Source organism: Herbaspirillum sp. LeCh32-8 (assembly GCF_017814915.1).
Taxonomy (GTDB): domain Bacteria; phylum Pseudomonadota; class Gammaproteobacteria; order Burkholderiales; family Burkholderiaceae_D; genus Herbaspirillum.
On the sequence record NZ_JAGIPZ010000018.1, the window covers coordinates 1 to 22,429 of the forward strand.

A 22,429-nucleotide genomic window follows, 5' to 3' on the forward strand; every position below is an offset into this window, starting at 1 on the left:
CTTCTGTGTGCAGCGGGTATGGAGACACTTTAGTTTTTTGTTGATCCACCAAGTATCGGGGGGATCCTGAGAACCTCTGCCATGGGCTCAGGGGATTCCCTATTTCCCGGGAGGAACGATGGAGAGTGCTGTCGCGCGGATCGCAACGGCCATCCGGCCGTTATCGATGACGAGGCGCGTGGGGGAATATGGTGCCGGTATGTTTCCCGACCGCCGGCTCCGGTAGGTGTGTCCGATTATTCAGAAGCATCACTTCGGGCTGCGATGGTAGTGCCCGGGCGTGACAGGGCGATGACATCGATGCAAGGTCGGGACGAAAAAAACGCCGGCAGGCACCGGCGTCTTCATGCCTGCCGGACCTGGCCGGCGGGCAGAAATGGATCAGTAACGGATCAGTAATGAATCACCGTGCGGATCGATTTGCCTTCGTGCATCAGGTCAAAGGCTTCGTTGATCGCATCCAGGTTGCGGGTGTGGGTGACGAAGGGCTTGAGCTTGATGTCGCCCTTCATCGCATCTTCCACCATGCCCGGCAGTTGCGAGCGGCCCTTGACGCCGCCGAAGGCGGTGCCCATCCACTTGCGGCCGGTCACCAGCTGGAACGGACGCGTGGAAATCTCCTGGCCGGCGCCGGCCACGCCGATGATCACCGACTGGCCCCAGCCGCGGTGGGCGCACTCCAGCGCGGCGCGCATCACGTTGACGTTGCCGATGCACTCGAAGGAGTGGTCCACGCCCCAGCCGGTCATTTCCACGATCACTTGCTGGATCGGCTTTTCATGGTCCTTGGGGTTGATGCAGTCGGTGGCGCCGAACTCGCGCGCCAGGTCGAACTTGGAGGCATTGGTGTCTACCGCGATGATGCGGCCGGCCTTGGCCTGGCGCGCACCCTGGATCACCGCCAGGCCGATGCCGCCCAGGCCGAACACGGCGACCGAGTCGCCCTCCTGCACCTTGGCGGTGTTGTGCACCGCGCCGATGCCGGTGGTCACGCCGCAGCCCAACAGGCAGACGTGCTCATGGTTGGCTTCCGGGTTGATTTTTGCCAGCGAGACCTCGGCCACGACCGTGTATTCGCTGAAGGTGGAACAGCCCATGTAGTGGTAGATCGGCTGGCCGTTGTAGGAAAAGCGGGTGGTGCCGTCCGGCATCACGCCTTTACCCTGGGTGGCGCGCACCGAGGTGCAGAGGTTGGTCTTGCCGGATGTGCAGAACAGGCATTCGCCGCACTCGGCGGTGTACAGCGGGATCACGTGGTCGCCCGGGACCACGCTGGTCACGCCTTCGCCCACTTCCACCACGACGCCGGCGCCTTCATGGCCCAGTACCACCGGGAACAGGCCTTCCGGATCGTCGCCCGAGAGGGTGAAGGCGTCGGTGTGGCACACGCCGGTGTGGGTGATCTTGACCAGGACTTCGCCCTTCTTCGGCGGCGCGACGTCGATCTCGACGATCTGGAGAGGTTGGCCGGCGGCGAAGGCTACGGCTGCGCGAGATTTCATGACATGCACTCCTTGAAAACAGGTGGGGGAGACGGCGCCGCTTCCAGTCAGGCTGGCGCGGCGAAATTCATTTGAGGTAAGTGCGCACCAGGCTCAGCAGATCCTGGACGCGCGTGTCGTGCTGGTTTTCGGACTCCGCCGGATGGCCGAAGTCTTCCCGGATATGCGATTCGAGCACCTCCGACATCAGGCCGTTGATGGCGCCGCGGATAGCGGCGATCTGCTGCAGCACCGGGGCGCAGTCGGCGCCTTCCTCCAGTGCGCGCTCCAGCGCGTCGCACTGCCCGCGGATACGACGCACACGAGTGAGGACGCGCTTTTTCTCTTCAGGCGAATGAGGCATCTGGGGACGATTCCATTGCGGGATGAATATACTGGTGGGGAGTATATTCCCTAAGGCCATTTCGACGCAATGCCTTTGTTATCCGCGCGCTGTATCGGCAGCGTTGCGGGCATCCCAACTCATCCGCGCTGAATGAGCGATAACGTGCTGCACAAGCCGAACACGGCGCGCGATTCATGGGGGCATCAACGGCAGCAAGCCGGGCGCGTCGTGCGGCCGGACTTGAGGGGCGTCAGCGACGCGCTTCGATCTGTGTGATCGCCGCGTCCAGGCTGGCGACGTAGTCGGCCCGTGTCCTGGCGGCCAGCGCCGGCCATTGCTCACGCGGCGCGCCGGCATCGGCCGCACCGGTGCGGTAGTGATTGATCCAGCGGTAATCGTAGTTGCAGGGCGTGCGCTCATCCCATTGCACGGCGCGGCTGACGATCGTGCGCAGCTTGGCGAGGTCGTCGAACTGCGCCCGCCGCAAGGCCAGCGGAATGACCTTCATCAGCTCGCCGACTTCCAGCGCGGCCGTGGCGTCGGCGCTGCGCAGTACATCGAAGTTGGCCCGCAGGCGCGCCGCGCTGAGCCAGAAGATGGCGTCGTCGGTGCGGCCTTGCAGGTAGAGCAGATTGGTCAGCGCAAACAGCACCGGCGGCGGATAGTTGCCGGGCTGACCTTCGATCTCCGCGACCAGCTGGTCGTTCTCGTGGCCGATGGTGGCGGCGAGCGTCGCTACGATGCGGGCGGTGTCGACGGCGGCGGAGGACTCTTGCCGCGGCGTCGCAGGAGCGGAGCTGCTTGGCGTCGGCGCCGCTTCGGCTGCCCTGGCGGGATCGAAAGATTCAGCAATCTTTGCGGATTCGGCGGCGGGCTCAACAGTTGCGGCGGGCGCGGCCGCCGGCTCCGTCGGACAAGGATAGGCTTCCCTGAACGCAGACAGCACGCTCTGCCCGCCCAGCACGCCCTCCAGCTCCGGATGCGCTTGCTTGTATTGCGCCAGCAGGTCGACATAGTCCTGCAACTGCTTGCCCGGCGGGATGCAGAAGGCCTTGCCGTCGTGGGCCCTGACGAAATTCCCGACCCAGCCAAGCTGCTGCCCGTCGCTCGCGGCGATCGCCGCCGGCGCGGCGAGCAGCGACGTCAGCGCAAGCGATGCCGTGACAGGCGCAATGCGCCGCAAGGCGAAGAGATGTCGCACGATGCAGTCCCCGATATTGTTGGTCTGGCTGAACGGATGCGCCGCAGTTGACGGCGATCGAGCGCTGACTATAGCAGAGCTTGCCGCGCCGGCGCTTGCCACCAAACGGCGCGTCGCACAATCGGAAAAATCCTGATGCATAAGGTTTGTCCGGGGCAATAAAATTCACTCAGGAAATTCAGGAAATCCCCGATGGTGCCGCATGAAATCCTTGCAAACATTCTTGATCGCCGGCCTTGCAGCACTCACCCTCTGCGGTGTCTCGCAGCAGGCTGATGCGGCGGCCTCCTCCAAGAACCTGACCGTGTCAGCGGTCGTCACGACGGCCTGCCGCCTGACGCAAGACCACGACCATCCCTCGGTCGCCAACAGCATCTGCACCAACGGCGCCGATTTTTCCACCCAGGTGTTGGGCACCCAGATCGCCGTGATCCAGAGAGTCGATTCGGCGGCGGTGGTGATCTTCTGATCCGCTTGTTCGCTCATCAATAAGCCCGCGCACGCGGGCTTTTTTATTGCGCGCCCGTTTGCTCGGGAATATCCCGATGGGCCGGCCTCAGCGCATGCCTTAGGATCCGTACCGGTGATGGATCCGGCGCAGCATGCCGATCGTCCGCGCGGGCGATCGCATGTGGCCCACGCTCTTCACTTCCCCTTGATCCGAATTGCGTGCCGGCGGCGTCACCGCTCTGGCGCGGCTCGTTTGCGGCTCGCTGCGCGCGCCTGGAACATGTCGTTCGGCCAAGTGTTCATCCACAACAGTTCGCAGCACGAGAAGCGCCATGCACCCGAAGTCCCCATTGAAGATCGCCGTTCCCATACTTGCCAGGTTACTGATCGCCACCTGCGCGGCCGGCGCGCTCGCCGGTGCGGCACAGGCGCGCACCATCGTCTTCGTGGGCAACAGTTATACCTACGGACAGAATGCCTCGGTGCGCTATTACAAGACCGACACCGTGACCGACCTGAACGGCCCCGGCGCGACGGGTCGCACGACCGGCGGCGTGCCGGCCATCTTTAAGGCGTTCACGGTGCAGGCGGGGCTTGATTACGCGGTCTCGGTCGAAACGGTGGGCGGCAGCGGCCTGGATTATCACTATGCAGAGAAACGGCATGCGCTGGATCAGCACTGGGATGTCGTGGCGCTGCAGGGGCTCTCCACGCTCGAAGGAAAACTCCCCGGCAATGCAGAGCTGCTGACATCTTCCAGCAAGCAGCTGGTGGACATGTTTCGCGCCAGGAACCCGCAAGGGGAAGTCTGGATGACTGCCGTGTGGAGTCGTCCCGACAAGATCTATCCGGAAGATGCGCCATGGTACGGCACGCCGATCGACAAGATGGGCGCCGACATTTCGCTCGCCTACAACGCCGCCGCCAAGCATGCCAACGCCAGCGGCGTGGTGGAGATCGGGCTGGCGTGGAACCGCGCCATCGCCACCAAGGTCGCGGGCGGCAATCCGTATCTGGGCATGCCGTCCTCGCAGATCAACCTCTGGTCCTGGGACAACTTTCATCCGAGCGACTACGGCTACTATCTGGAAGCCCTGATGCTGTTCGGGAAAATCACCGGGACCGATCCACTCTCGTTGGGTGAAAACGAGAGCGTCGCCGAGGATCTGGGTTTCTCAAAGAACCAGGCAGTCGCCTTGCAGAAGATCGCTCACGATCAGTTGTTTGGGAAATAAGGCATGCGCGCAAAGGGCCGTGTCGCAGGTCCCGGTGTGGTGCGGCGGCCGGCGGCCACGGGGATCCGGGTCGAGTGGCGCCGGTACACAAAAAGAGGGATCAAAGAATGACGAAGGCGTCGCGCGCTACCGCCTCGCGATGCGGCGAGTTGATCAGCTGAGATTTGTCGCGCACCGTCGCGGCTGCTCGGGACGCGGTTTCGCTGATGACGCGATAGCACAGCGTCTTCAGGCCGCAGTAGCGTTTCAGGAAGACCCGGGCATCCGCGATGCGTTGGCGGAGCAGAAATACGGTTTCCGTGCCATCCTTCTCGGCCGTCAGAAATTCGTAGGCGACTTCAGGATGAAGGAATTGCGTTACCTCGAGCAGGACTTTCTCCAGGTTCGGGGATTCATCGATGAAGTCGAATATGTAGGGATGATCTTCACATTCGAGTTGGTAGGTGACGAGGCAGCGCACGTGAGACTTTCATGACGTTGGGATCCTGAACACACGCCGCAAGCGAATGGTTCAGCTCGACCGTCATGCTCCCTCCTTACATGCCGTCCGGCAATCGGGAAAATCCTGACCTGCCCTCGCTCCGCATCGGGTCATTCACCATCCGGGAGGACCTGGCCGCATCAGCGCAAGGCCCGGATAGCCGCCTCGACAATCCGGAGCGTTGCCCTCTCGGCTTGCATCGGAGGCAGGCATCTTCCTACAGCGGCTCACGCGATCTGCCGATGTCCGGCGAAGAGGCGCCGCGGCATCATCCTTGGACGAGCGGCCATCCGGGCGGCTCGGTTTGAGGAGTCATCCATGTCCGACACTTTGACCAACCTGATCGGCTGGTGCGCCACGCTGATCCTCTTGTTGACCGTGTCTTCACAAGTCTACGAACAATGGCGAACACGCTCGGTGCGCGGCGTTTCGCACTGGCTGTTTGTCGGGCAGCTGGCGGCCTCGACCGGCTTCGTCATCTACTCCGTGCTGCAGGGGGACTGGGTCTTCGTGGCATCCAACGTCATGCTGCTGATCACCGCGCTGGTGGGACAGGTGCTGTTCCTGCGGAACCGGCGTCGAGATGGTGAGAAGGGATGAGGGAGCGCTGCGCGGTGTTGTGCGGCCAACTCTCCTGACGTCAAGCGCCCGGCGGCAGGATCGCGGGCTGCGCCCAGCTGCGCAAGGTGTCGCCGAAGCCGCCGCGCGACTTGCTGGCCAGGCGTGCACTGGTGGTCACGCGCGGCGCCGCGCTCCAGGCAATGGTGGCATCGGTGGCTTGCAGCGCACGCACAAGATCGACATCTTCGTGACAAGCGAGCGGCTTGAACCCGCCGCAGCGCAGATAGGCCTCGGCTGAGATGCCGAAGTTGGCGCCATGAATATGGCCGTGGCCGTCGCGGTCGCAATATTCAGAGCGGAATTTCTCCCATACATGTCGAGGATGTTCGCGCCAGTCCGTCACGTCAACCGTGCCGCAGACAACATCGGCGCGCACGCCCAGTTGAGCCGCTAGCCAATCGGGGGCAACCAGCGTATCCGCATCGGTGAACGCCAGCCAGCGCGCTCCGGCTGCCAGCATGCGTTGCGCCCCATGCGCGCGCGCATGGCCGACATTCATGGCGTCCACCTGCGCGGTGTCCACGCGATGGCGCCCGGCAATGGCGGCTGAATCGTCCGTGCAGGCGTCGAGCACCACCATGATGCGGACCGGTTCGGCAAGCAGCGCCGGATGAGTCGCCGCCGTGCGTGCGGCAGTGAGGCAGCTGTCCAGCAGTGCTTCTTCATTGTGGGCGGGGATGACGATGCCGATCATGATGCGTTTTCCCCGCTTCGTCTTTGCCACAGGTCGAGTCGGAATTCTTCATCTTCGTACCACGCGCTGCCTTGCAGTGCGTCGTGTTCTGCGAACAAAGCATGGACGGTGGCGGTGGGCTGCTGCCTGTCGTCAAAGGGGCGTTTCCAGTGGCAGGCCAGCAGGTGGCCCGCGGGAAGGAGGCTGGCGACGCACAGCGAGACGGTTGCGCGCAACTGTTCGTCGTCCAGGTAATAGCCGAGTTCAGACAGTACGATGAGATCGAATGCCGCGCCCCCGCTGGCCGGCCATTGTTCCGGCAGGCTTTCCCGGGAGACCTGTACATGACGGTGTGCGTTGACGCGCTCACGCGTCAGGCGCACAGCCTCGTCGCAGAAATCCGAGGCCAGCAGGCGATCGCAGCGCGCGGCCAGCGCGACGGTGAGCGCACCATTGCCGCAACCGGGTTCATAGACGCTGGAAAAGCGCGGCTTGGGCAGTGCCGCAAGCAGGATCGCCCGCTTGCGTTGTTCGTACCAGCTGTCGATTGTGTGCCAGGGATCAGCACTTCCGGCATACAAGGAGCGGAAGTGCTCGGCGGTCGTCGCAAGTGCAGTCATAGGAAGAACACCTCGAATGGGCGGACAAAGTGCGCCAGAACGTGGGCCGGCAGAACCGGCATGCGGCCCTCATCCTGGCCGATCTGGCTTCGGTAGCATTGCAGCGCCAGGCGCTTGTTCTGCTCTGCGGCCGGCGTCAAATGCAGACGCCTGGCACGCCCCCAGGGAAGGCGCGCATCGTCGGGGCGCGCCCAGTGCCAGGTCCAGATGGGCACCTCGACAAGCTTGCAGCCGATGTCTTGTTCCATCCGGGCCGCCGCCTGACCGACGGCTTCGTGGTCAGGATGGCCGTCAAGCCGCCAAGGGGCGAACAGGATGTCGGTCGGTTGCAAATAGGCATGCAACCACTTCAGGAGCTCGGGCAGATGCGCCGTCACCGCGCCGTCGCGGATGCGCACGCGCCGGATCGCTGCGTCATGAAGGCCCAGACGGCGCAACGCGGCGAGGCTTTCGCCGGCACGCAGTTCAGGCAGTTTGGCATGCAGTTGTGATTGCGGTGGATGGCTGCCTTCGCCGTCGCTGACCGCCACCACGGAGACCTGCCGGCCCAGGGTGGTCAGCATGCCGATCAGGCCGCCGCAGCCCAATGCCTCATCGTCGGGATGGGGCGCCAGGATGACGGCGCGGGATCGCGCGGGCACCAGCGCGCAGAGCTCGACTTGCGGCAGCGTGGCGAGCTTGTCACAGGCTTGCCAGGCATGTTCCGGCGTCCCGGCGTCAATGTCGATGTGGCGCGAGCGGGCGTCGACGGCATCGGCAGTCAGAGTTGCCATGGCGACTCCTCGCTTTCCATGGATAGGGCGCCGAGTTGCGCCAGGTCCCGCTCAGCATGGCTTTGACGCAGGAACACGGGAAGGTCGGCCAGGATGCGCGCGCTGTGCCGATCCAGGCAATACGGCGCAGGCCCCAAGGCGCGGCCGACATGGGCAAGCACCGCCTGAGCGGCGACCTCTGCCTGCAAACGGCTGGAGAGCGCGAGCCGGGCAGTGATGGTGGCAGGATGGGTATCAATAAAGCGCGCCGCTTCGCGCAGCTGGTTCAGCGCGCCGCTCAACTGGCAGTCGATCTCGCCCAGATGGGCCAACCCATGCGGGTCATTCCTGTTGTGCAAGGCTTGGCGTAACTTTTCCGCCAACGCGGCGGCGGCGCCAAACCATCCGGCGGCGATGCCGATGGCGCCATGCCAGAATCCAGGTCGCTCCAGGTAGAAACCCGGCGCGCCGACCGGCGTCGCATGCACGCCGGTGAAGCGGAGGGTGGCGGTGCGTGTGGCGGCCATGCCAATCGCCTTCCATGCATCGTCTTCCACCACGATGCCGTCTTGCCCGAGATCCACCGCGGCCAGGCAGGATCGCCTCTGTTCGTCGCGATAACTGATCAGGGCATGCGTGGCGAACCTCGCACCGGAACACCAGCGCTTTTCTCCGTCGAGCGCCAATGCGCCTTCGGCCGCGAGACGGCGCGCACGCAGCACCGCGCCCGGCGGTTCTGCGCACCACACGCCCCACACCGATAGCGGCGGGATGTCCGTGACGCCGGCTTCGCCCAGGATGGCCAGTGCATCGGTATGGGCTTCATACAGTTTCAGCAAGCTCAGGTCGTGCGCGGCGACGGCCGCCAGCACCCGCCAACGCTCCAATGTGGCGCCGCCGCCAGGCAGGGGAAGGTTGTCAAGACGGTTGTCGACGATCTCGCACAACAGATCACCGACCAGTGACGGCAGTGCCTCCTGAGGACACTGGTCGATGCGTCCGGCGATCAGTTCGTTGAGCGCGCAAGCGATGGTGGAGGCGTCGGTAGTGGCCATGGATTTCTGATTGCCGAAAGAGGATGGGACAAGACTGAACCAGGTTGCAGTATCGCCAAAGCCTGCTTGCCTGCATGTCGGCAGACGGCGCGCAACACCGTAGGAATACCGCCTGATTTCAAGGAGGAGGGTTCCACCGCCGGCGACCGGCGGCCGCCAGAAACAACTCATCTTCATTGAATTGCCATGGGCATTGAGGGCATTCGCTGGCGCAATTCAGGCCGATTTCCGACATACCTCTGTCGCGCCGCTGCTTACCATGCATTGTCAGCCACGCAGGGAGATCGACCATGAGCATTCATGACGCAGTATCCATTCCAGCTCAACATCAGCAGCGTCAACCCGGCAGTGAGCAGCAGATGGATCCGCAGCCGGCATCCGGGCCCTCGGCGCGCCCGGCGCAGCGCCTGGCCGGCAAGGTCGCGCTGATCTCGGGCGGCGATAGCGGCATCGGACGTGCGGTGGCGTTGGCGTTTGCACAAGAGGGTGCGCAGGTGGCCATCGTCTATCTGGATGAGCACGAGGACGCTCAGCGCACGCGTGACGATGTTCAGGCGCTGGGCGCTTCATGCCTGCTGCTGCCGGGCGACGTGACATCGCCCGCTTTTTGCCGCCAAGCCGTCCAGTCCACCACCGATGCCTACGGCCGCCTCGATGTGCTGGTCAACAATGCTGCCCAGCAGTACCCCGCGGCCAGCATTGAGGAAATCTCCACCGATCAGCTGGAGCACACCTTCCGCACCAACGTCTTTTCGATGTTTTACATGGTCAAGGAGGCGCTGCCTTACCTGACGCGCGGCGCGCGCATCATCAACACAGCCTCGGTCACCGCCTATCGCGGCAGCAAGCATCTGCTTGACTATTCGGCCACCAAGGGAGCGATCGTCTCGTTCACGCGCTCGCTGTCGCAGCAGCTGGCGCAAGCCGGCATTCACGTCAATGCCGTCGCGCCGGGCCCGATCTGGACGCCGCTGATTCCTTCCAGCTTCACCGCCGAAGAAGTTGAACAATTCGGCAAGAACGTGCCGCTTGGCCGCCCCGGTCAGCCCGATGAGGTGGCTCCGGCCTACGTCTTTCTCGCCAGCGAAGGCGCGTCCTACATGACCGGCCAGGTATTGCACCCCAACGGCGGTGAAATCATCAACGGTTAGGAGAAAACACCATGGTCAGCCCCAATGAACCGCTGCCGGAGCGAGAAGCCGAGGGCAAGCGCGAAGCTCGTCATTTCATCGGCGCTCTGGCCGGCGAGGTCGATTCCTGCCAGCAGGCCTGTCTGCATTGCCATGAGGTCTGTCGCAAGATCGCCTTCGACGTGAGCGCGGGGGCGGGGCAGGGAATGCGTCTGGACGATGTCCGACTATTGTTCGAATGCGCCGAGCTGTGCCAGTTGTCGGCCAATTGGCAATTGTCGGGCTCGCAGTATTGCCGCCAGATCTGCGCCGTGTGCGCACAGCTCTGCCGCGAATGCGAGAGCCGCTGCGCCGGCAAGATGAACATGGAGGAGTGCGAGTACGTGTGTCGGCGCTGTGCAGAAAGTTGCGAGGCCATGGCGGCGATGGCTTGACCGGTTCTGGCAACCAGAAAAGGCATGGCGCTCGCCAACTCTTCTTCAGGCTGTCTGACCACCGATGGCGGCGCCGTCTTATGGCCTGACCTGCACCGCCTGCCTATGCTGGCAGCTCTTCATGCGCGCCCCGCGCATTCTTCCAGCCAGCCTCACCAACGCAGCATTTGAAACGAGAGTCCGCCATGCCGACCAAGAAATCCCCTGCCGCAAAATCGACCTCCTCTTCCTCCAAGTCCGGCCAGCCTGGTTCTGGTTCGCTGCTCTCCACCATGTCGGGCCCCGCCGACGGCCTGCCGGCGTTTGCGGCCGGCGAGCAGTCGCCGACGGCCTTGCTGCGCAAGATCGCCGGCGCTAACGCCGTCTCGGCAAGCATGCCGGACAATCCCGCCAAGCCGGGTGAGATCGGCGTTCAGGGGCGCACCGCGCCGGTCGGCGCGACCGTCGAGGCGCCCGACCCGGTGGCGCATGCCAGCACCGTCAGCGAAGCCCATGGTTCGGCCAAGACCGGCGCCGCACAGCCGGTGCCGGGCGCCAATGCGCTGGCCGGTTCGCTTGATCGCGTGCGCGCCGATGATAGCGACCAGGCGCTGACCAGCAACCAGGGCGTGCCTATCTCGGACAACCAGAATTCGCTCAAGGCCGGGCTGCGCGGCCCCACTGCGATGGAGGATTTTCTCCTGCGCGAGAAGATTACCCACTTCGACCACGAGCGCATTCCCGAGCGCGTGGTGCATGCGCGCGGATCGGCCGCGCACGGTTACTTCGAGTGCTACAAGGCGCTGACCGAGCTCACCTGCGCGGCGCCTTTCGCCCACGACGGCAAGCGCACACCGGTGTTCGCGCGCTTCTCGACGGTGGCCGGCGGCGCCGGCTCGGCCGACACCGTGCGCGATGTGCGCGGTTTCGCCGTCAAGTTCTACACCGATGAGGGCAACTGGGATCTGGTGGGCAACAACATTCCCGTGTTCTTCATCCAGGATGCGATGAAGTTTCCCGACCTGGTGCATGCGCTGAAACCGGAGCCGCACTTTGGCATGCCGCAGGCTTCCAGCGCGCACGACACCTTTTGGGACTTCGTCTCCCTGATGCCCGAGTCCACCCACATGCTGCTGTGGCAAATGTCGGACCGCGCCATTCCGCGCAGCTATCGCATGATGCAGGGTTTCGGCGTGCACACCTTCCGGCTGGTCAATGCCGACGGCGCGTCGGTGTTCTGCAAATTCCACTGGACGCCCAAGGCCGGTACGCATTCGTTGATCTGGGATGAGGCAGTCAAGATCGGCGGCGCCGATCCCGACTATCACCGGCGCGACCTGTGGGAAGCCATCGAGGCCGGCGCTGCGCCCGAATGGGAGCTGAGTCTGCAGGTCTTTTCGGAAGACGAGGCCGACGGCATGCCCTTCGATATTCTGGATCCGACCAAGATCGTTCCCGAGGAGCTGGTGCCGCTGATACCGGTGGGCCGCATGGTGCTCAACCGCAACCCCGACAACTTCTTCGCCGAGACCGAGCAGGTGGCGTTCTGCACCGCGCACATCGTCCCGGGGATCGACTTTACCAACGACCCGCTGCTGCAGGGGCGCATCCATTCCTATCTGGATACCCAGATCAGCCGGCTCGGCGGGGTCAACTTTCACGAGCTGCCGATCAATTCGCCGCTGCGCGCCGTGCACAACAACCAGCGCGACGGCATGCATCGCCAGACCCTCAATCGCGGCCGCGTAGCCTATGAGCCCAATTCGCTGGGCGGCGGCTGTCCGTTCCAGGCCGGAGCCGCGGGCTTCAAGAGCTTCCCGCAGCCGGTCGAGGGTGACAAGATCCGCGCCAAGCCGGAGAAGTTCGCCGATCACTATTCCCAAGCGCGCCTGTTTTGGCAAAGTCAGACACTGGCCGAGCAGCTGCATATCGTCAATGCCTTCCGCTTTGAGCTGACCCGCGTGCAGACGCCGGCCGTACGCCAGCGCGTGGTGTCGCTGCTGGTCAATGTCGACCCCATGCTGGCGCAACAGGTGGCCGACGGGCTTGGATTCGACGTGCCGGAGGCGGCGCCCGTGCTGGTGGCGGAGCAGTCGCAATATCCCGCCTCGCCGGCGCTATCGCTGAGCGCGTATCCGGGCGAGACCGGCATCGCCACCCGTCGCGTGGCGCTGCTGGTGGCCGACGGCGTCGACGGCGCCATGCTCACGCATGTCTATGAGCATCTGCTGCAGCAGGGCGCCGTGCCGCGGCTGGTGGGCCAGAAGCTGGGGGCCGTCACCTGCTCGGCAGGCAAGCCGTTCCAGGTAGAGATTACGTTGTCGGCCGCGCCATCTGCGTTGTACGACGCGGTCGTCATTCCCGATGGTGAGCAAGCCACGACGGTTCTGGCGGCAGACCCGCTGGTGGCCGAGTTCGTGCGCGATCAGTATCGTCATTGCAAGCCATTGCTCGTCGCCGGCAGCGCCACTACCGTGATCGACAAGGCCGAGCTGCCCGATGTGCTTCCCAACGGCGATGACGACTTTTCGCTGGTCGTGGGTGAAGCCGGTCAGATGCCCGAGTTGTTGCAGCAATTCGTTGAAGCGCTGGCAGGGCAACGGGAGCTCGGTCGCGAGGCCTTGGTCTGACAGAGGCCTCGGTTGAGCGTCATTCCCCAAGTGGGCATGCATGGCCACGGGGGCAGATGATACGGAAATGTCCGGCGGGAAGTCGTCGATGCCGATGGTGCACGCCGCGTCGCCGGGAGGCGCGGCGGCGTGCCGGATTGCATACTTGCCGATCAACCTAAAGGAAGACAATGATGATGACACCTCGACAGGTCGCTTTTTTTTCCGTCTTGGCGCTGACTGTTGCGTCAGCCTCGGGCCAGCCGTTTGATCAACGTGGGCCGACCGGCGACAACCGGGCGGCGACAGGTAATCCCGGCACCCAGCAGCCGCCGGAGAAAGACGCCAAGGCCGCCGCCCGGCAGAAGACGCCGAGGCGCGAAGAAGCACCGGCAAAAGGCGCAGCGAAGAGAGCGACGGACAGTGCGCCTACTCCTCATTCTCCGGGCACGCCTGCGGAGAATTCCTCCCAGCCCGACAGTGCGAAGTGAGCGCGCTGACTTCGACGGCGCGCAGCGCCCAGCGATGGATGTAGTCCTGCGTGCCGAACAAGCGACGGGAGCTTGTCTCTCGTGGTTGAAATAGGGCAGTGCATAGTCCACGTCTGCCAGACGGTCGATCCGATTTTCCCTTCCAGGCCTTGGTCTTGCGAGCTGGGGAAATGTTCGTTCCCATGCCTCATGCATTTCCCGCACTTCCGGACCAGACGCCGTCGACGTAGTGCCTGGCGTCGTCGAGACCGGCGTTCCCGGCGTCCTGAGCGGTTTTGTAAAAGCGATACGGCGTCGCGATGTGCGCAAACATCGTCGCGCAAGCGCGTGTGACCGTCAGCTTGTCGACTATCCAGCCATTCGCGTCGTGCAGGCAGGTGATGCGGAGCTCATATTCCTTGTATTGCTCGCTGCGGATGTATTGCTCCATTTCTCTTCCTTATTGCTCGCCGCAGAAGGGCCGCATCTGCCTCGAAAAAAAAGCCGCTGACATGCAGCGGCGTCCTGTAATGGCCGAGGTCCGGTGCCAGGTGCGTTGCCGCCGGATCGTCAGGTTAGCAGGACATGCGATGCAAACAAGCTCGACAGGATAAAAAAACTGGTATTTTTCATGCCACTTTTCACGCGGCGGACGATCTATTCCTGCGAAGCGCCGGTGACGGATCGCACACAAGGGGCACCGGCGATTCATTCCAGAGCGATCTGGTTTCGGCACCGGCCTGCGTACTCGGCGCGGCTCGGTGCCTTTTTACGTTGAGCGTCAGGGTTGCCGCATGAACTGCAGAATGGAGGTTGTGCGGCGCTCAGACACGACGTCGGCCAGCGTGACCGGATCCAAGGCGCCAAAGAAAGCTGCTTCCGCGCGCGCCAGCGCGCCCTTGAGCACGCAGGCGGGATTGAGGGGGCAGGGGCCGATGGTGCAGTCCACCAATTTGCCGATCCCTTCCAGCTCACGGATGAGCCAGCCCACGCTGATTGCCTTGGCGGGATGAGCAAGCCTGATGCCGCCGTTGCGGCCCGCAGTGGATTGAATCACCCCCAGCCGGGCAAGCGACTGCACCACCTTGTGAAGATGATTCTCGGAGACCTTGAATTTCTCGGCCAGCGCGCGGGTCGTGGCGCGTTCTTCGGCTTCCATCGACGCCAGGAACATCATGACTCGAAGAGAGAAATCAGTATGGAGAGCAAGGCGCATCGGGGATCGTTGTCCATGGGCGAAGAACACTAGGGCCTGTTCACCTTAAAGCTACGAGTGCGAGTGACCAGCAAGCGTTGCCTGCCTAGGCGCAGCGACGCGACGTAGCGGTGCTACGGCAAGCAGCTGCAACAACGGCAAGCGACGCTTGCTGGCCGCTCCCGGAGGGCAACGCATCTCGCAGATTTAAGGTGAACAGGCCCTAAGAGGCAGTTAGGCCGGGCGATCCGGTATAAGTTCTGCCAGGCAAAGAGCCGGGCGCATCTCTGCCCGGGGATGAACGGCCTCATTTTCAGAGGCGAGAGCCGCACAGTGATGCAATTTTTGCAATGAAATGCGACGCGGATCGTGTGCAGGCGCCTGGATTCGCATGCGAAGACGGCTCGACCGGATAAACTGACGGGTTATGTTCGAATCAAAGACCCCCTCCATGAAACTGCGCTCGCGTCTGGCGTTGATGGCATTGCTCGCCTTGGTTCCTTTGCTGATATTTTCGGCGCTTGCCGCAAAAAGGCTGAGCGACGGCACGCGCCAGAACGCGATCAGGGCCATGCAGGAAACCGCCAACGCCACCGCGCTGATCATCGACCGCGAACTGCAAGGTTCGTTGTCGGCGGTGCTGGTGTTGTCAAAGTCGCCGTTGCTTGCCGAGGAGAGATTCGCGCAGTTCTACGACCAGGCGAAATCCACTGCATTCGGAGAGAGCGGGTGGGTGATCCTCTATTCTCCCGACGGCTCGCAGGTGCTCAATACCCGCGTACCCTACGGCGCCCCGTTGCTGATCCGGCCGTCGCCGGACGAACTGACGCCCATCATCTCCGGGCGTGATATCCACATCTCGGGCATGGTGTGGTCGCGCGCGTTGAAGAAGCACATTATCTTCATCGACGTCCCTGTCACCACCAGGAGCGGAAGGCAGTACGTCTTGTCGCAAGCCGTGTATTCCGACCACTTCGCCCGGGCCTATGAGGAAATGAACATTCCATCGAGCTGGGTGGTTGGCATCTTTGACAAGGACGGGGTGACGATAGGGCGCAGCGTGAGAGGCGAGGATTTCGTCGGCAAGCCGGCCAATGCTGACACGATTGCCGCCATACGCTCGAACCAGGACACTCTGCGCAGGCACACTGTGCGCGGAGGCATTGAGGTTTATGACGTCATTACCCATTCCGCCCTGTCGGGCTGGGCGGTGGCGGTCGGCGTACCGGTGGAGGAGATCGACGGCCAGGTCCGCGAGGCTGCCTACATGGCGGCCGGCGGGCTGTTGTTGGCGGTGGCGGCGGCGCTGGCAGGCGCGGGCATTGTCGGACGGCAGCTGGCCAGCTCGATAGAAACGGCCGCGACGGCGTCCGAGATGCTGGGGAAAAGCGAAGATCTTCCCGCCATGCGGCCTTCCGGCACGCGGGAGATTGATAATCTGCAGGATGCCATCGCCCGCGCGGCGGACAAGTTGAAGGCCGCCGAAGCGCGCAATGTGGAGCTGCTGGAGTCGGAGCGCGCGGCCCGCGAGGCGGCGGAAATTGAAAACAGGCGCAAGGATGAATTCCTTGCGATGCTGGGACATGAGCTGAGAAATCCCCTGTCGGCGATCACCAGCGGCATCGCCTTGCTGCGCCTCAGGATCGGCGACGATCCCGCATTGAAGCGGCCGGTCGACATCATCCACCGCCAAAGCGATCATCTGCGCTCCCTGCTCAATGACCTGCTCGATCTCAGTCGCGTGATTTACGGCAAGGTGCAGCTGGACATGCAGCCGACCGATCTGGGCGCACTGGTGACAGGCTCCATCAAGACCATGATGGATACCGCCAAACTTTCCCGACACGCCGTGTCATTGCATGCCGAACCGCTGATGGTGAATGCCGATCGTACGCGCATGGAGCAGATCTTCAACAACCTGCTCGACAATGCCGTCAAGTACACCGACGAAGGAGGACGCATCGAGGTCTCGCTATCGGCCGAGAACGGGATGGCCAGGCTGCGTGTGCGAGATACCGGCGTCGGCATCGGCGCGGAGCTGCTGCCTTATGTGTTCGACGTATTTGTCCAGGGCGACAATACCCTGGCGCGAACCAAAGGCGGCCTGGGCATAGGATTGAGCCTGATCCAGAAGCTCGTCGCACTGCATGGCGGCAGCGTCGCCGCGTATTCTGCGGGACCTGCGAAAGGCAGCACCTTCGATGTGTGGTTACCGTTGCTGGACAACGGCGCCGCCGCGCCGGCAGCGGCCGCGCCTGGCGTTGGCCACTCGCTCCAGGGCATCACCTTATTGCTGGTGGAAGATCAAGACGATTTGCGCGAGATGACGCAGGCTATTCTTGAGGAGCTGGGTCTCCAGATCCGATCCGCGGCCAATGGCGCGCAGGCGCTAGCGATCGCCGCGCAACATCTGCCGCAGGTTGCGCTGATTGATATAGGCTTGCCGGACATGAGCGGTTATGAACTGGCGATTGCGCTGAAGAAATCAGCCGGAGCAGCGCCCTTGCACCTGATTGCCTTGTCGGGGTATGGACTTGCCGGTGACAAGGCGCAAGCGGCAACGGCAGGTTTTCATCATTACCTCACCAAGCCTTTGTCTATTGATGAGCTGCAACGCTACCTGGTCGACATCGTGCTAGCCTGACAGCGCGCATCGGCGGCCGGAGGGTTGAATCGTTCCTGCAAGCCGCAAAGCGTGCGCGAGATTGGCCGGCGGTTGTGTCAGTTGTCAGCGGCGGTGCGAGATGAGGGCGCACATTGCTCCATCCAGCCTTTGCGTCGGACGGTCACCGAGTCCTTTGATCACCGCCGTTGTCGAGTTGCTCGTCGATCATGCGACGTCCTTCGGTTTGGCCGCTTTCCAGTGCAGCTTCACCGCTCACATAGCGGGGGCGCAGGTTGAATTCGGTCGCGCGGGTCTGTACGTCCTCTTTGGTCACCACCACTTCGACAATGGCCCAGTGATACTTTTCTTCCGTGCAACGCACGCGAACCTCATATCCCCGATAGCAAATACTGGATGCCATCTTTTTCATCTCCATCCCTTCAGGCTGCATGTCGACCCGTGAAGGCTAAGGCCAGGCGTGTCAAAAAAATATCGGACATTGTCCACTGCGGAGGTCAGATTTAATTGATGACTTTTGAAGGCCTGTATGCCCGGTGCTGTCATCCTCACTTATCGGGCCGAGGCCGTCCGCCCATTGCTGAGCTTGGGCCGATGTCACGCATCCTCTGACGTGTTTTGGCTTGCGCACTGTGCACGATTGCGTCCGGCGCGCTTGGCCCGGTAAAGCGCTTCGTCGGCCGCTTGGAGCACATCTTCTATGCGGCGATGTTGCGCAGCGCTGAAATCGGCCACGCCGATGCTGACGGTCAGCGTACCCAAAGAGCTCGTCGCATGGACGATGCCCCGTGCGCGAACGGCGTCGCACAGACGCTGCGCCACCACCATGGCGCCTTCCTCCGGGGTCTCCGTCAGCAGGACGACGAACTCTTCTCCGCCGTAGCGAGCGGCGCAATCCGTGCTGCGCGGCAGATTCTCCCTGATGATCCGGGCGACTTCCTGTAGCACCTCATCTCCCAATTTGTGGCCGTAGGTGTCGTTATAGAACTTGAAGTAGTCGACATCGACGAACAGCAGCGAGAACCGTATTGATGCATTCCTTTGGCTATGCTCCCAAGTCGCTTCCAAGGCCTGGTCCAACGCTCTGCGGTTGAGCAGGCCGGTAAGGCCGTCGGTGCGGGTCATTTCCTTGAGTTGCATTTCCGCCGCAACGCGTTTTCGGAATTCCTGTCGAATGCTTGAGAGCAGCGTCGCGGAAATGAAGACGAAAGCGCAGAGCGCCAGCATGACCGCATACAAAGAGTCATACCAGTCTTTGAAAATGGCCGACTCGGCATGTCCGACGAACACCAAGAGCGGAGATTGTGGCACCCGCCGGAAGGTGTACAGGCGCTTGATGCTGTCGTTGCGCGAATAGGAAAAGAAGCTGCCTTCGTTGTCTTTCAGGATGGTCTTGACGCGTTGATAGTTGGCGCTCGCGCTCAGGTCTGCGCCGATGACCGACTCCTGGTACGGAATGCGCATGTAGGCTATGCCGTCCTCGGAGTAGAGCGAGATGATGCCGTCCGTCCCCAGCGCCAGCCCCTCGAAGAGATCACGGAAGTAGGTCAGATCCAGCGCCATGACCACTACGCCGTCAAAGCTGCCATCGGCGCGATTAAGGCGTTTGGAGAGGACGATCACCTTCAGGTCCCGGCCCAGCCGGGCCGATATCGGCCGCGAGACGTACAGGCCTGCGTCGGGCGCATCCCGATGGACGGTGAAGTATGCGCGATCCGCGTAGTTGGCCATGGCCTGCCCCGACTGCCGGAGCGAACTCGCCAACACCTTGCCGTGGGCGTCGAGGACCGCCATGACGGAGACATGCTTCAACGTGGCGGCGTTGCCGAACAAATAGAGATAGCGCTCCGCGGTCGGGAGAGCATGGGATGAAATGGGATGCTGATAGCGATAGGCCAACGAATCGAGCGCCAGCGAGAGAATCTCGAAATTGCGAGAGATCGCACGCTGTGCAACCAGGGTGACATTCTTCGCGTTGTCCACCGCGGCAAGGCTGGTCTGGCGGTAGCTCTGGTAGAGCATGCTGCCGCAGATTGCAAGTACCATCAACGCCGATGTGCCCATCACCAGGGCCAAATGCCTCTTCAACTGCTTAATTTTCTTTCCCCCAAATCCCTGCAGGCGCTATTAACTCATGAAAAAAATATGCGAGCCATATTGATAGACGGAAACGTGATGCGACTACAACATTGGTATTGAGAAGCATTAGAATGCGTGCTGATTCAATCATGGCATGTCCTTGCGACCTGCCGCACTTCCACTGATCCGGCTTTTGGCGAGGAGGATGTCTGCGAACGACACACACCATCAAGCGCGACCTCATCATCTTGTGGGTTTTTATCGCGCTCATTGCGCTGGTGCTGGCGTCATTGCTTTTTCAGTTGAGCCGGCAAGGCGCATCGGCGCAGATTTCGGCAGCGACCCGGCAGGTGGCGTTGAGTTGCGAAGCCATACGTTCCGGCGCGCAGGTCGGGCATGGGACAGCGCCAGCAGGCGCGCCATTGCGGCCGGCGGTATTGCAGGCCGCCATCGACCTGGCGTTGCGGGACCAATCCGGCGTGGAGGGGGGCTTTTGGCGATCCTCGGACGGTGTGGTGGCATACGCCTTTCCCACTTACGACGGCAGCGGCGTCAAGCGCGACGCGCCGAGTGCGGAGCTGGAACGCATTGCCGCCACCGCGCAGCGCGCGCTCGATGCCGCCGGCACGGTCACCGATGTGCGCCCCGGCTTGAGGGAGTCGGTCGTATTCGCCGCCTGTCCCGCCAGCCAGGCGTCGGACGCGACGGCGGCCTGGACCCTCAAGCGGGTGCCGCTCATGAGTGCGACGGTGCTCAACCAGTTGCTGCTTTCAACCAGTCTGCTGCTGGCCTTTGTGGTGCTCTCCGGTATCTGGCTCGGTTGGACGCTGTCGCGCTGGCGCCGACACAACGCTGAACTGGCGGCGCAACTCGCGCACGCGGAGCGGCTCGCCACGCTGGGCCGGGTCGCCGCCGGCATGGCGCACGAGATACGCAATCCCATCGGCACCATGCGCCTGAAAGCGGAGAATGCCTTGGCGGCGGCGCCCGCCGTACGTGAAGCGCGAGTGGCCGGCGCGCTGGAGGCAGTGCTGGCGCAGACCGAACGATTGGACGCGCTGGTGTCGAGCCTGCTGGCGTTGGCCCAGCCGTTCAGCGTGCGGCGCCAGGCGGTCGATTTGTTCCAGTGGCTGGGCGAGCAGCTGCATGTCCACAGCGAGGCGGCTGATGAACTGGGGATAACGCTGCGGCTGGCCATCGATCGCGAGCGTTTCTCCGCCGAGTGCGGCGCGCTGGATACTGTCCAGATGGCGCGTGCCCTGGACAATCTGCTGCGCAATGCACTGGCGCATTGCGCGCGCGGCGGTGTGATCGAAGTGGGGGCGCGCACGCCGCAGCCCCAGCGGCTGCTACTGTGGGTCGCCGATGACGGCGAGGGCGTTCCCGTCGAACTGCGCGACAGCTTGTTCGATCCCTTCATCGGCCATCGCCCCGGAGGAACCGGCCTGGGTTTGTCGCTGGTTCGCGAAATCGTGCATGCCCACGGCGGCAGCATCGTATTGGCGCCCACGACGCGCGGCGCCCGTTTTGAAATGGAGTTGCCATGGCGCGCATCCTGATTGTTGACGATGACGCGGCGTTCCGGCAAAGCCTTGCGGAAATGCTGCAAGACCTCGGTCATGAGGCGCTGGAAGCGGGCAGCACCGGCGCCGGTTTGACGCTGTTGGCCCACGCCCGCGCGGATTTGGTCATTGTCGATCTGAACATGCCGGACGAAGATGGACTTGTCTTCCTGCGGCGCGCGTCGGCCCTGTCATCTGCGCCCTGCGTGATGCTGACTGCCTATGCCAGCAGCGACAACACGATCGAGGCCATCCGGCTGGGCGCCTTCGATCACCTGACCAAGCCGGTGGCGCGCGCCACGCTGGTCGAAATGCTGGCGCGCGGACTGCGGCAGGCGCCGCAAGGGCAGGCGGACGACGCGTTGGAGCAGGGCAGTCATGATCGTCATCAGCTGGTCGGTGACAGCGAGGCCATGCGCGAGGTCTTCAAGACGATCGGTCGCGCTGCCGACAGCGACGCCACCGTGCTCGTCACGGGCGAGACCGGCACCGGCAAGGAGCTGGTGGCGCGCGCCTTGCATCGCAACGGTCGCCGCGCTCCCCGGCCGTTCGTTGCCGTCAATTGCGCGGCCATCCCTGCCGAGCTCATCGAGAGCGAACTCTTCGGCCATGTCAAAGGCGCATTCAGCGGCGCCGTCGGGGAACGTCTGGGATGCTTCAGAGAGGCGGACGGGGGCACGCTCTTTCTGGACGAGATCGGCGACATGGCATTGACCACGCAGGCCAAGATACTGCGGGCGCTGCAGGAGCGCGAGATCACGCCGGTGGGCGGCAGCCGCCCGGTGCGCGTGGATGTGCGTATCGTTGCGGCCACTCATCGCGATCTGCAGGAAGACATGCGCGAAGGTCGATTCAGGGAGGATCTCTGGTACCGGCTGCAGGTGCTGCCGATCCGGGTGCCCGCGTTGCGGGAACGGTTGGGAGACATCCTTCCCATCGCCGAACATTTTCTGCGCCTGCTCGATGCGGCGGCGCCCAAGCGCATGTCGCCGGCGGCGGCGCGGCTGCTGCTGGCGCACTCCTGGCCGGGAAACGTGCGCGAATTGCGCAACACCATGGAGCGCGCCGCGATCCTGAGCCGTGGCCGCTACATTGATGCCGACGATGTTGGCTTGCCTGCTGACGCAGGTCGGCCGGGAATGCCGGGCATCGACTGGAGCGGCACGCTGGCGCAGGCGGTTGGCGCGGTGGAGCGCGCAATGATAGAGCGGGCGTTGCGCGTGGCCGACGGCAATCGCGCTGAGGCTGCACGCAGCCTGGGAATCTCGCGGCAACAGCTCTACCGCAAGCTTGATGAGCTCGGCTTGTCGTCGTCGGCGTGACAAGCCCGGTCGCCGCTTGTCGCGCCTCAATGTGTCCGCGAGCGGACAGCTCCTGTCAATAAAGCGGACAGCCTGCCGGATGCCCGCATTCGCAAGTGCTTGATCTGAAAG

General features: G+C 63.3%; 22 protein-coding genes. 10 read left to right on the plus strand and 12 right to left on the minus strand.

All coding sequences use genetic code 11. The features are described 5' to 3' along the window. Window positions 1-392: 392 nt before the first annotated feature. The 3 genes from J8I26_RS21170 to J8I26_RS21180 form a co-directional block, all read right to left on the minus strand. A complete protein-coding gene (locus J8I26_RS21170) occupies window positions 393-1,502 on the minus strand; it encodes an S-(hydroxymethyl)glutathione dehydrogenase/class III alcohol dehydrogenase (RefSeq protein WP_209609100.1) in 1,110 nt (369 codons plus the stop codon). 67 nt (window positions 1,503-1,569) lie between these two features. Further along, complete coding sequence (gene frmR, locus J8I26_RS21175) at window positions 1,570-1,845, minus strand: formaldehyde-responsive transcriptional repressor FrmR (RefSeq protein WP_209609101.1); 276 nt, start codon at window positions 1,843-1,845, stop codon at window positions 1,570-1,572. Between the two features lie 232 nt (window positions 1,846-2,077). Next, window positions 2,078-3,169, minus strand: a complete 1,092-nt coding sequence (locus J8I26_RS21180; protein ID WP_209609102.1) for a Rap1a/Tai family immunity protein — start codon at window positions 3,167-3,169, stop codon at window positions 2,078-2,080. A 70-nt stretch (window positions 3,170-3,239) separates the two neighbouring features. Here J8I26_RS21180 and J8I26_RS21185 point away from each other — a divergent pair, with 70 nt between their 5' ends. Together J8I26_RS21185 and J8I26_RS21190 are read left to right on the plus strand one after the other, a co-directional pair. Then, window positions 3,240-3,497 carry a hypothetical protein gene (locus J8I26_RS21185; protein ID WP_209609103.1) on the plus strand — a complete coding sequence of 86 codons (258 nt, stop codon included), beginning with the start codon at window positions 3,240-3,242 and terminating at the stop codon, window positions 3,495-3,497. Between the two features lie 313 nt (window positions 3,498-3,810). After that, window positions 3,811-4,713 carry a DUF4886 domain-containing protein gene (locus tag J8I26_RS21190; RefSeq protein ID WP_209609104.1) on the plus strand — a complete coding sequence of 301 codons (903 nt, stop codon included), beginning with the start codon at window positions 3,811-3,813 and terminating at the stop codon, window positions 4,711-4,713. Between the two features lie 100 nt (window positions 4,714-4,813). On the opposite strand, the gene J8I26_RS21195 is transcribed toward J8I26_RS21190, so the two are convergent. Then, the gene (locus J8I26_RS21195) at window positions 4,814-5,173 is read right to left on the minus strand and encodes a hypothetical protein (RefSeq protein WP_209609105.1); all 360 of its coding nucleotides are present in this window, start codon (window positions 5,171-5,173) and stop codon (window positions 4,814-4,816) included. Between the two features lie 339 nt (window positions 5,174-5,512). Here J8I26_RS21195 and J8I26_RS21200 point away from each other — a divergent pair, with 339 nt between their 5' ends. Continuing rightward, entirely contained in the window at window positions 5,513-5,794 is a 282-nt protein-coding gene (locus tag J8I26_RS21200) for a PQ-loop repeat-containing protein (RefSeq protein ID WP_209609106.1), read from the plus strand. Between the two features lie 40 nt (window positions 5,795-5,834). On the opposite strand, the gene J8I26_RS21205 is transcribed toward J8I26_RS21200, so the two are convergent. The 4 genes from J8I26_RS21205 to J8I26_RS21220 are packed head-to-tail and all read right to left on the minus strand — an operon-like array spanning window position 5,835 to window position 8,915. Beyond that, window positions 5,835-6,509 carry a glycosyltransferase family A protein gene (locus J8I26_RS21205; protein WP_209609107.1) on the minus strand — a complete coding sequence of 225 codons (675 nt, stop codon included), beginning with the start codon at window positions 6,507-6,509 and terminating at the stop codon, window positions 5,835-5,837. After that, window positions 6,506-7,108 (minus strand): SAM-dependent methyltransferase, encoded by a 603-nt coding sequence (locus tag J8I26_RS21210; RefSeq protein WP_209609108.1) that lies wholly within the window; start codon window positions 7,106-7,108, stop codon window positions 6,506-6,508. Before J8I26_RS21210 ends, J8I26_RS21205 begins: the two co-directional genes overlap by 4 nt. Further along, window positions 7,105-7,881, minus strand: coding sequence for a PIG-L family deacetylase (locus J8I26_RS21215; protein WP_209609109.1), 777 nt, complete (start codon window positions 7,879-7,881; stop codon window positions 7,105-7,107). Before J8I26_RS21215 ends, J8I26_RS21210 begins: the two co-directional genes overlap by 4 nt. Continuing rightward, the gene (locus tag J8I26_RS21220) at window positions 7,869-8,915 is read right to left on the minus strand and encodes an acyl-CoA dehydrogenase (RefSeq protein ID WP_245200449.1); all 1,047 of its coding nucleotides are present in this window, start codon (window positions 8,913-8,915) and stop codon (window positions 7,869-7,871) included. Before J8I26_RS21220 ends, J8I26_RS21215 begins: the two co-directional genes overlap by 13 nt. 290 nt (window positions 8,916-9,205) lie before the next feature. Between J8I26_RS21220 and J8I26_RS21225 the strand changes: the two genes are divergently transcribed. The 4 genes from J8I26_RS21225 to J8I26_RS21240 all read left to right on the plus strand — a co-directional run bounded on the left by J8I26_RS21225 (window position 9,206) and on the right by J8I26_RS21240 (window position 13,558). After that, a complete protein-coding gene (locus tag J8I26_RS21225) occupies window positions 9,206-10,066 on the plus strand; it encodes an SDR family oxidoreductase (RefSeq protein WP_209609110.1) in 861 nt (286 codons plus the stop codon). 11 nt (window positions 10,067-10,077) lie between these two features. After that, window positions 10,078-10,479 (plus strand): hypothetical protein, encoded by a 402-nt coding sequence (locus J8I26_RS21230; RefSeq protein ID WP_209609111.1) that lies wholly within the window; start codon window positions 10,078-10,080, stop codon window positions 10,477-10,479. 185 nt (window positions 10,480-10,664) lie between these two features. Next, window positions 10,665-13,088 (plus strand): catalase, encoded by a 2,424-nt coding sequence (locus J8I26_RS21235; protein WP_209609112.1) that lies wholly within the window; start codon window positions 10,665-10,667, stop codon window positions 13,086-13,088. A 170-nt stretch (window positions 13,089-13,258) separates the two neighbouring features. Then, complete coding sequence (locus J8I26_RS21240; protein WP_209609113.1) at window positions 13,259-13,558, plus strand: hypothetical protein; 300 nt, start codon at window positions 13,259-13,261, stop codon at window positions 13,556-13,558. Window positions 13,559-13,745: 187 nt separating this feature from the next. Here J8I26_RS21240 and J8I26_RS21245 read toward each other — a convergent pair whose 3' ends face one another. After that, window positions 13,746-13,988 carry a hypothetical protein gene (locus J8I26_RS21245; protein WP_209609114.1) on the minus strand — a complete coding sequence of 81 codons (243 nt, stop codon included), beginning with the start codon at window positions 13,986-13,988 and terminating at the stop codon, window positions 13,746-13,748. 330 nt (window positions 13,989-14,318) lie between these two features. After that, the gene (locus tag J8I26_RS21250) at window positions 14,319-14,753 is read right to left on the minus strand and encodes an Rrf2 family transcriptional regulator (RefSeq protein WP_209609115.1); all 435 of its coding nucleotides are present in this window, start codon (window positions 14,751-14,753) and stop codon (window positions 14,319-14,321) included. Window positions 14,754-15,183: 430 nt separating this feature from the next. On the opposite strand from J8I26_RS21250, the gene J8I26_RS21255 reads away from it, so the two are divergent. Next, on the plus strand, window positions 15,184-17,376 hold the full coding sequence (locus J8I26_RS21255) for an ATP-binding protein (protein WP_209609116.1): 2,193 nt from the start codon (window positions 15,184-15,186) through the stop codon (window positions 17,374-17,376). 142 nt (window positions 17,377-17,518) lie between these two features. Here the strand turns inward: J8I26_RS21255 and J8I26_RS21260 are convergent, their stop codons facing one another. Next, window positions 17,519-17,767: a hypothetical protein gene (locus J8I26_RS21260; protein WP_209609117.1), complete on the minus strand. Its 249-nt coding sequence runs from the start codon at window positions 17,765-17,767 to the stop codon at window positions 17,519-17,521. Window positions 17,768-17,952: 185 nt separating this feature from the next. Beyond that, a complete protein-coding gene (locus J8I26_RS21265) occupies window positions 17,953-19,422 on the minus strand; it encodes a diguanylate cyclase (RefSeq protein ID WP_348635353.1) in 1,470 nt (489 codons plus the stop codon). A 260-nt stretch (window positions 19,423-19,682) separates the two neighbouring features. On the opposite strand from J8I26_RS21265, the gene J8I26_RS21270 reads away from it, so the two are divergent. Both J8I26_RS21270 and J8I26_RS21275 read left to right on the plus strand, forming a co-directional pair. Continuing rightward, window positions 19,683-20,993 (plus strand): ATP-binding protein, encoded by a 1,311-nt coding sequence (locus J8I26_RS21270; RefSeq protein ID WP_245200450.1) that lies wholly within the window; start codon window positions 19,683-19,685, stop codon window positions 20,991-20,993. Then, entirely contained in the window at window positions 20,978-22,318 is a 1,341-nt protein-coding gene (locus J8I26_RS21275; protein WP_209609118.1) for a sigma-54 dependent transcriptional regulator, read from the plus strand. The genes J8I26_RS21270 and J8I26_RS21275 overlap by 16 nt, the downstream gene beginning before the upstream one ends. Window positions 22,319-22,429 lie beyond the last annotated feature (111 nt).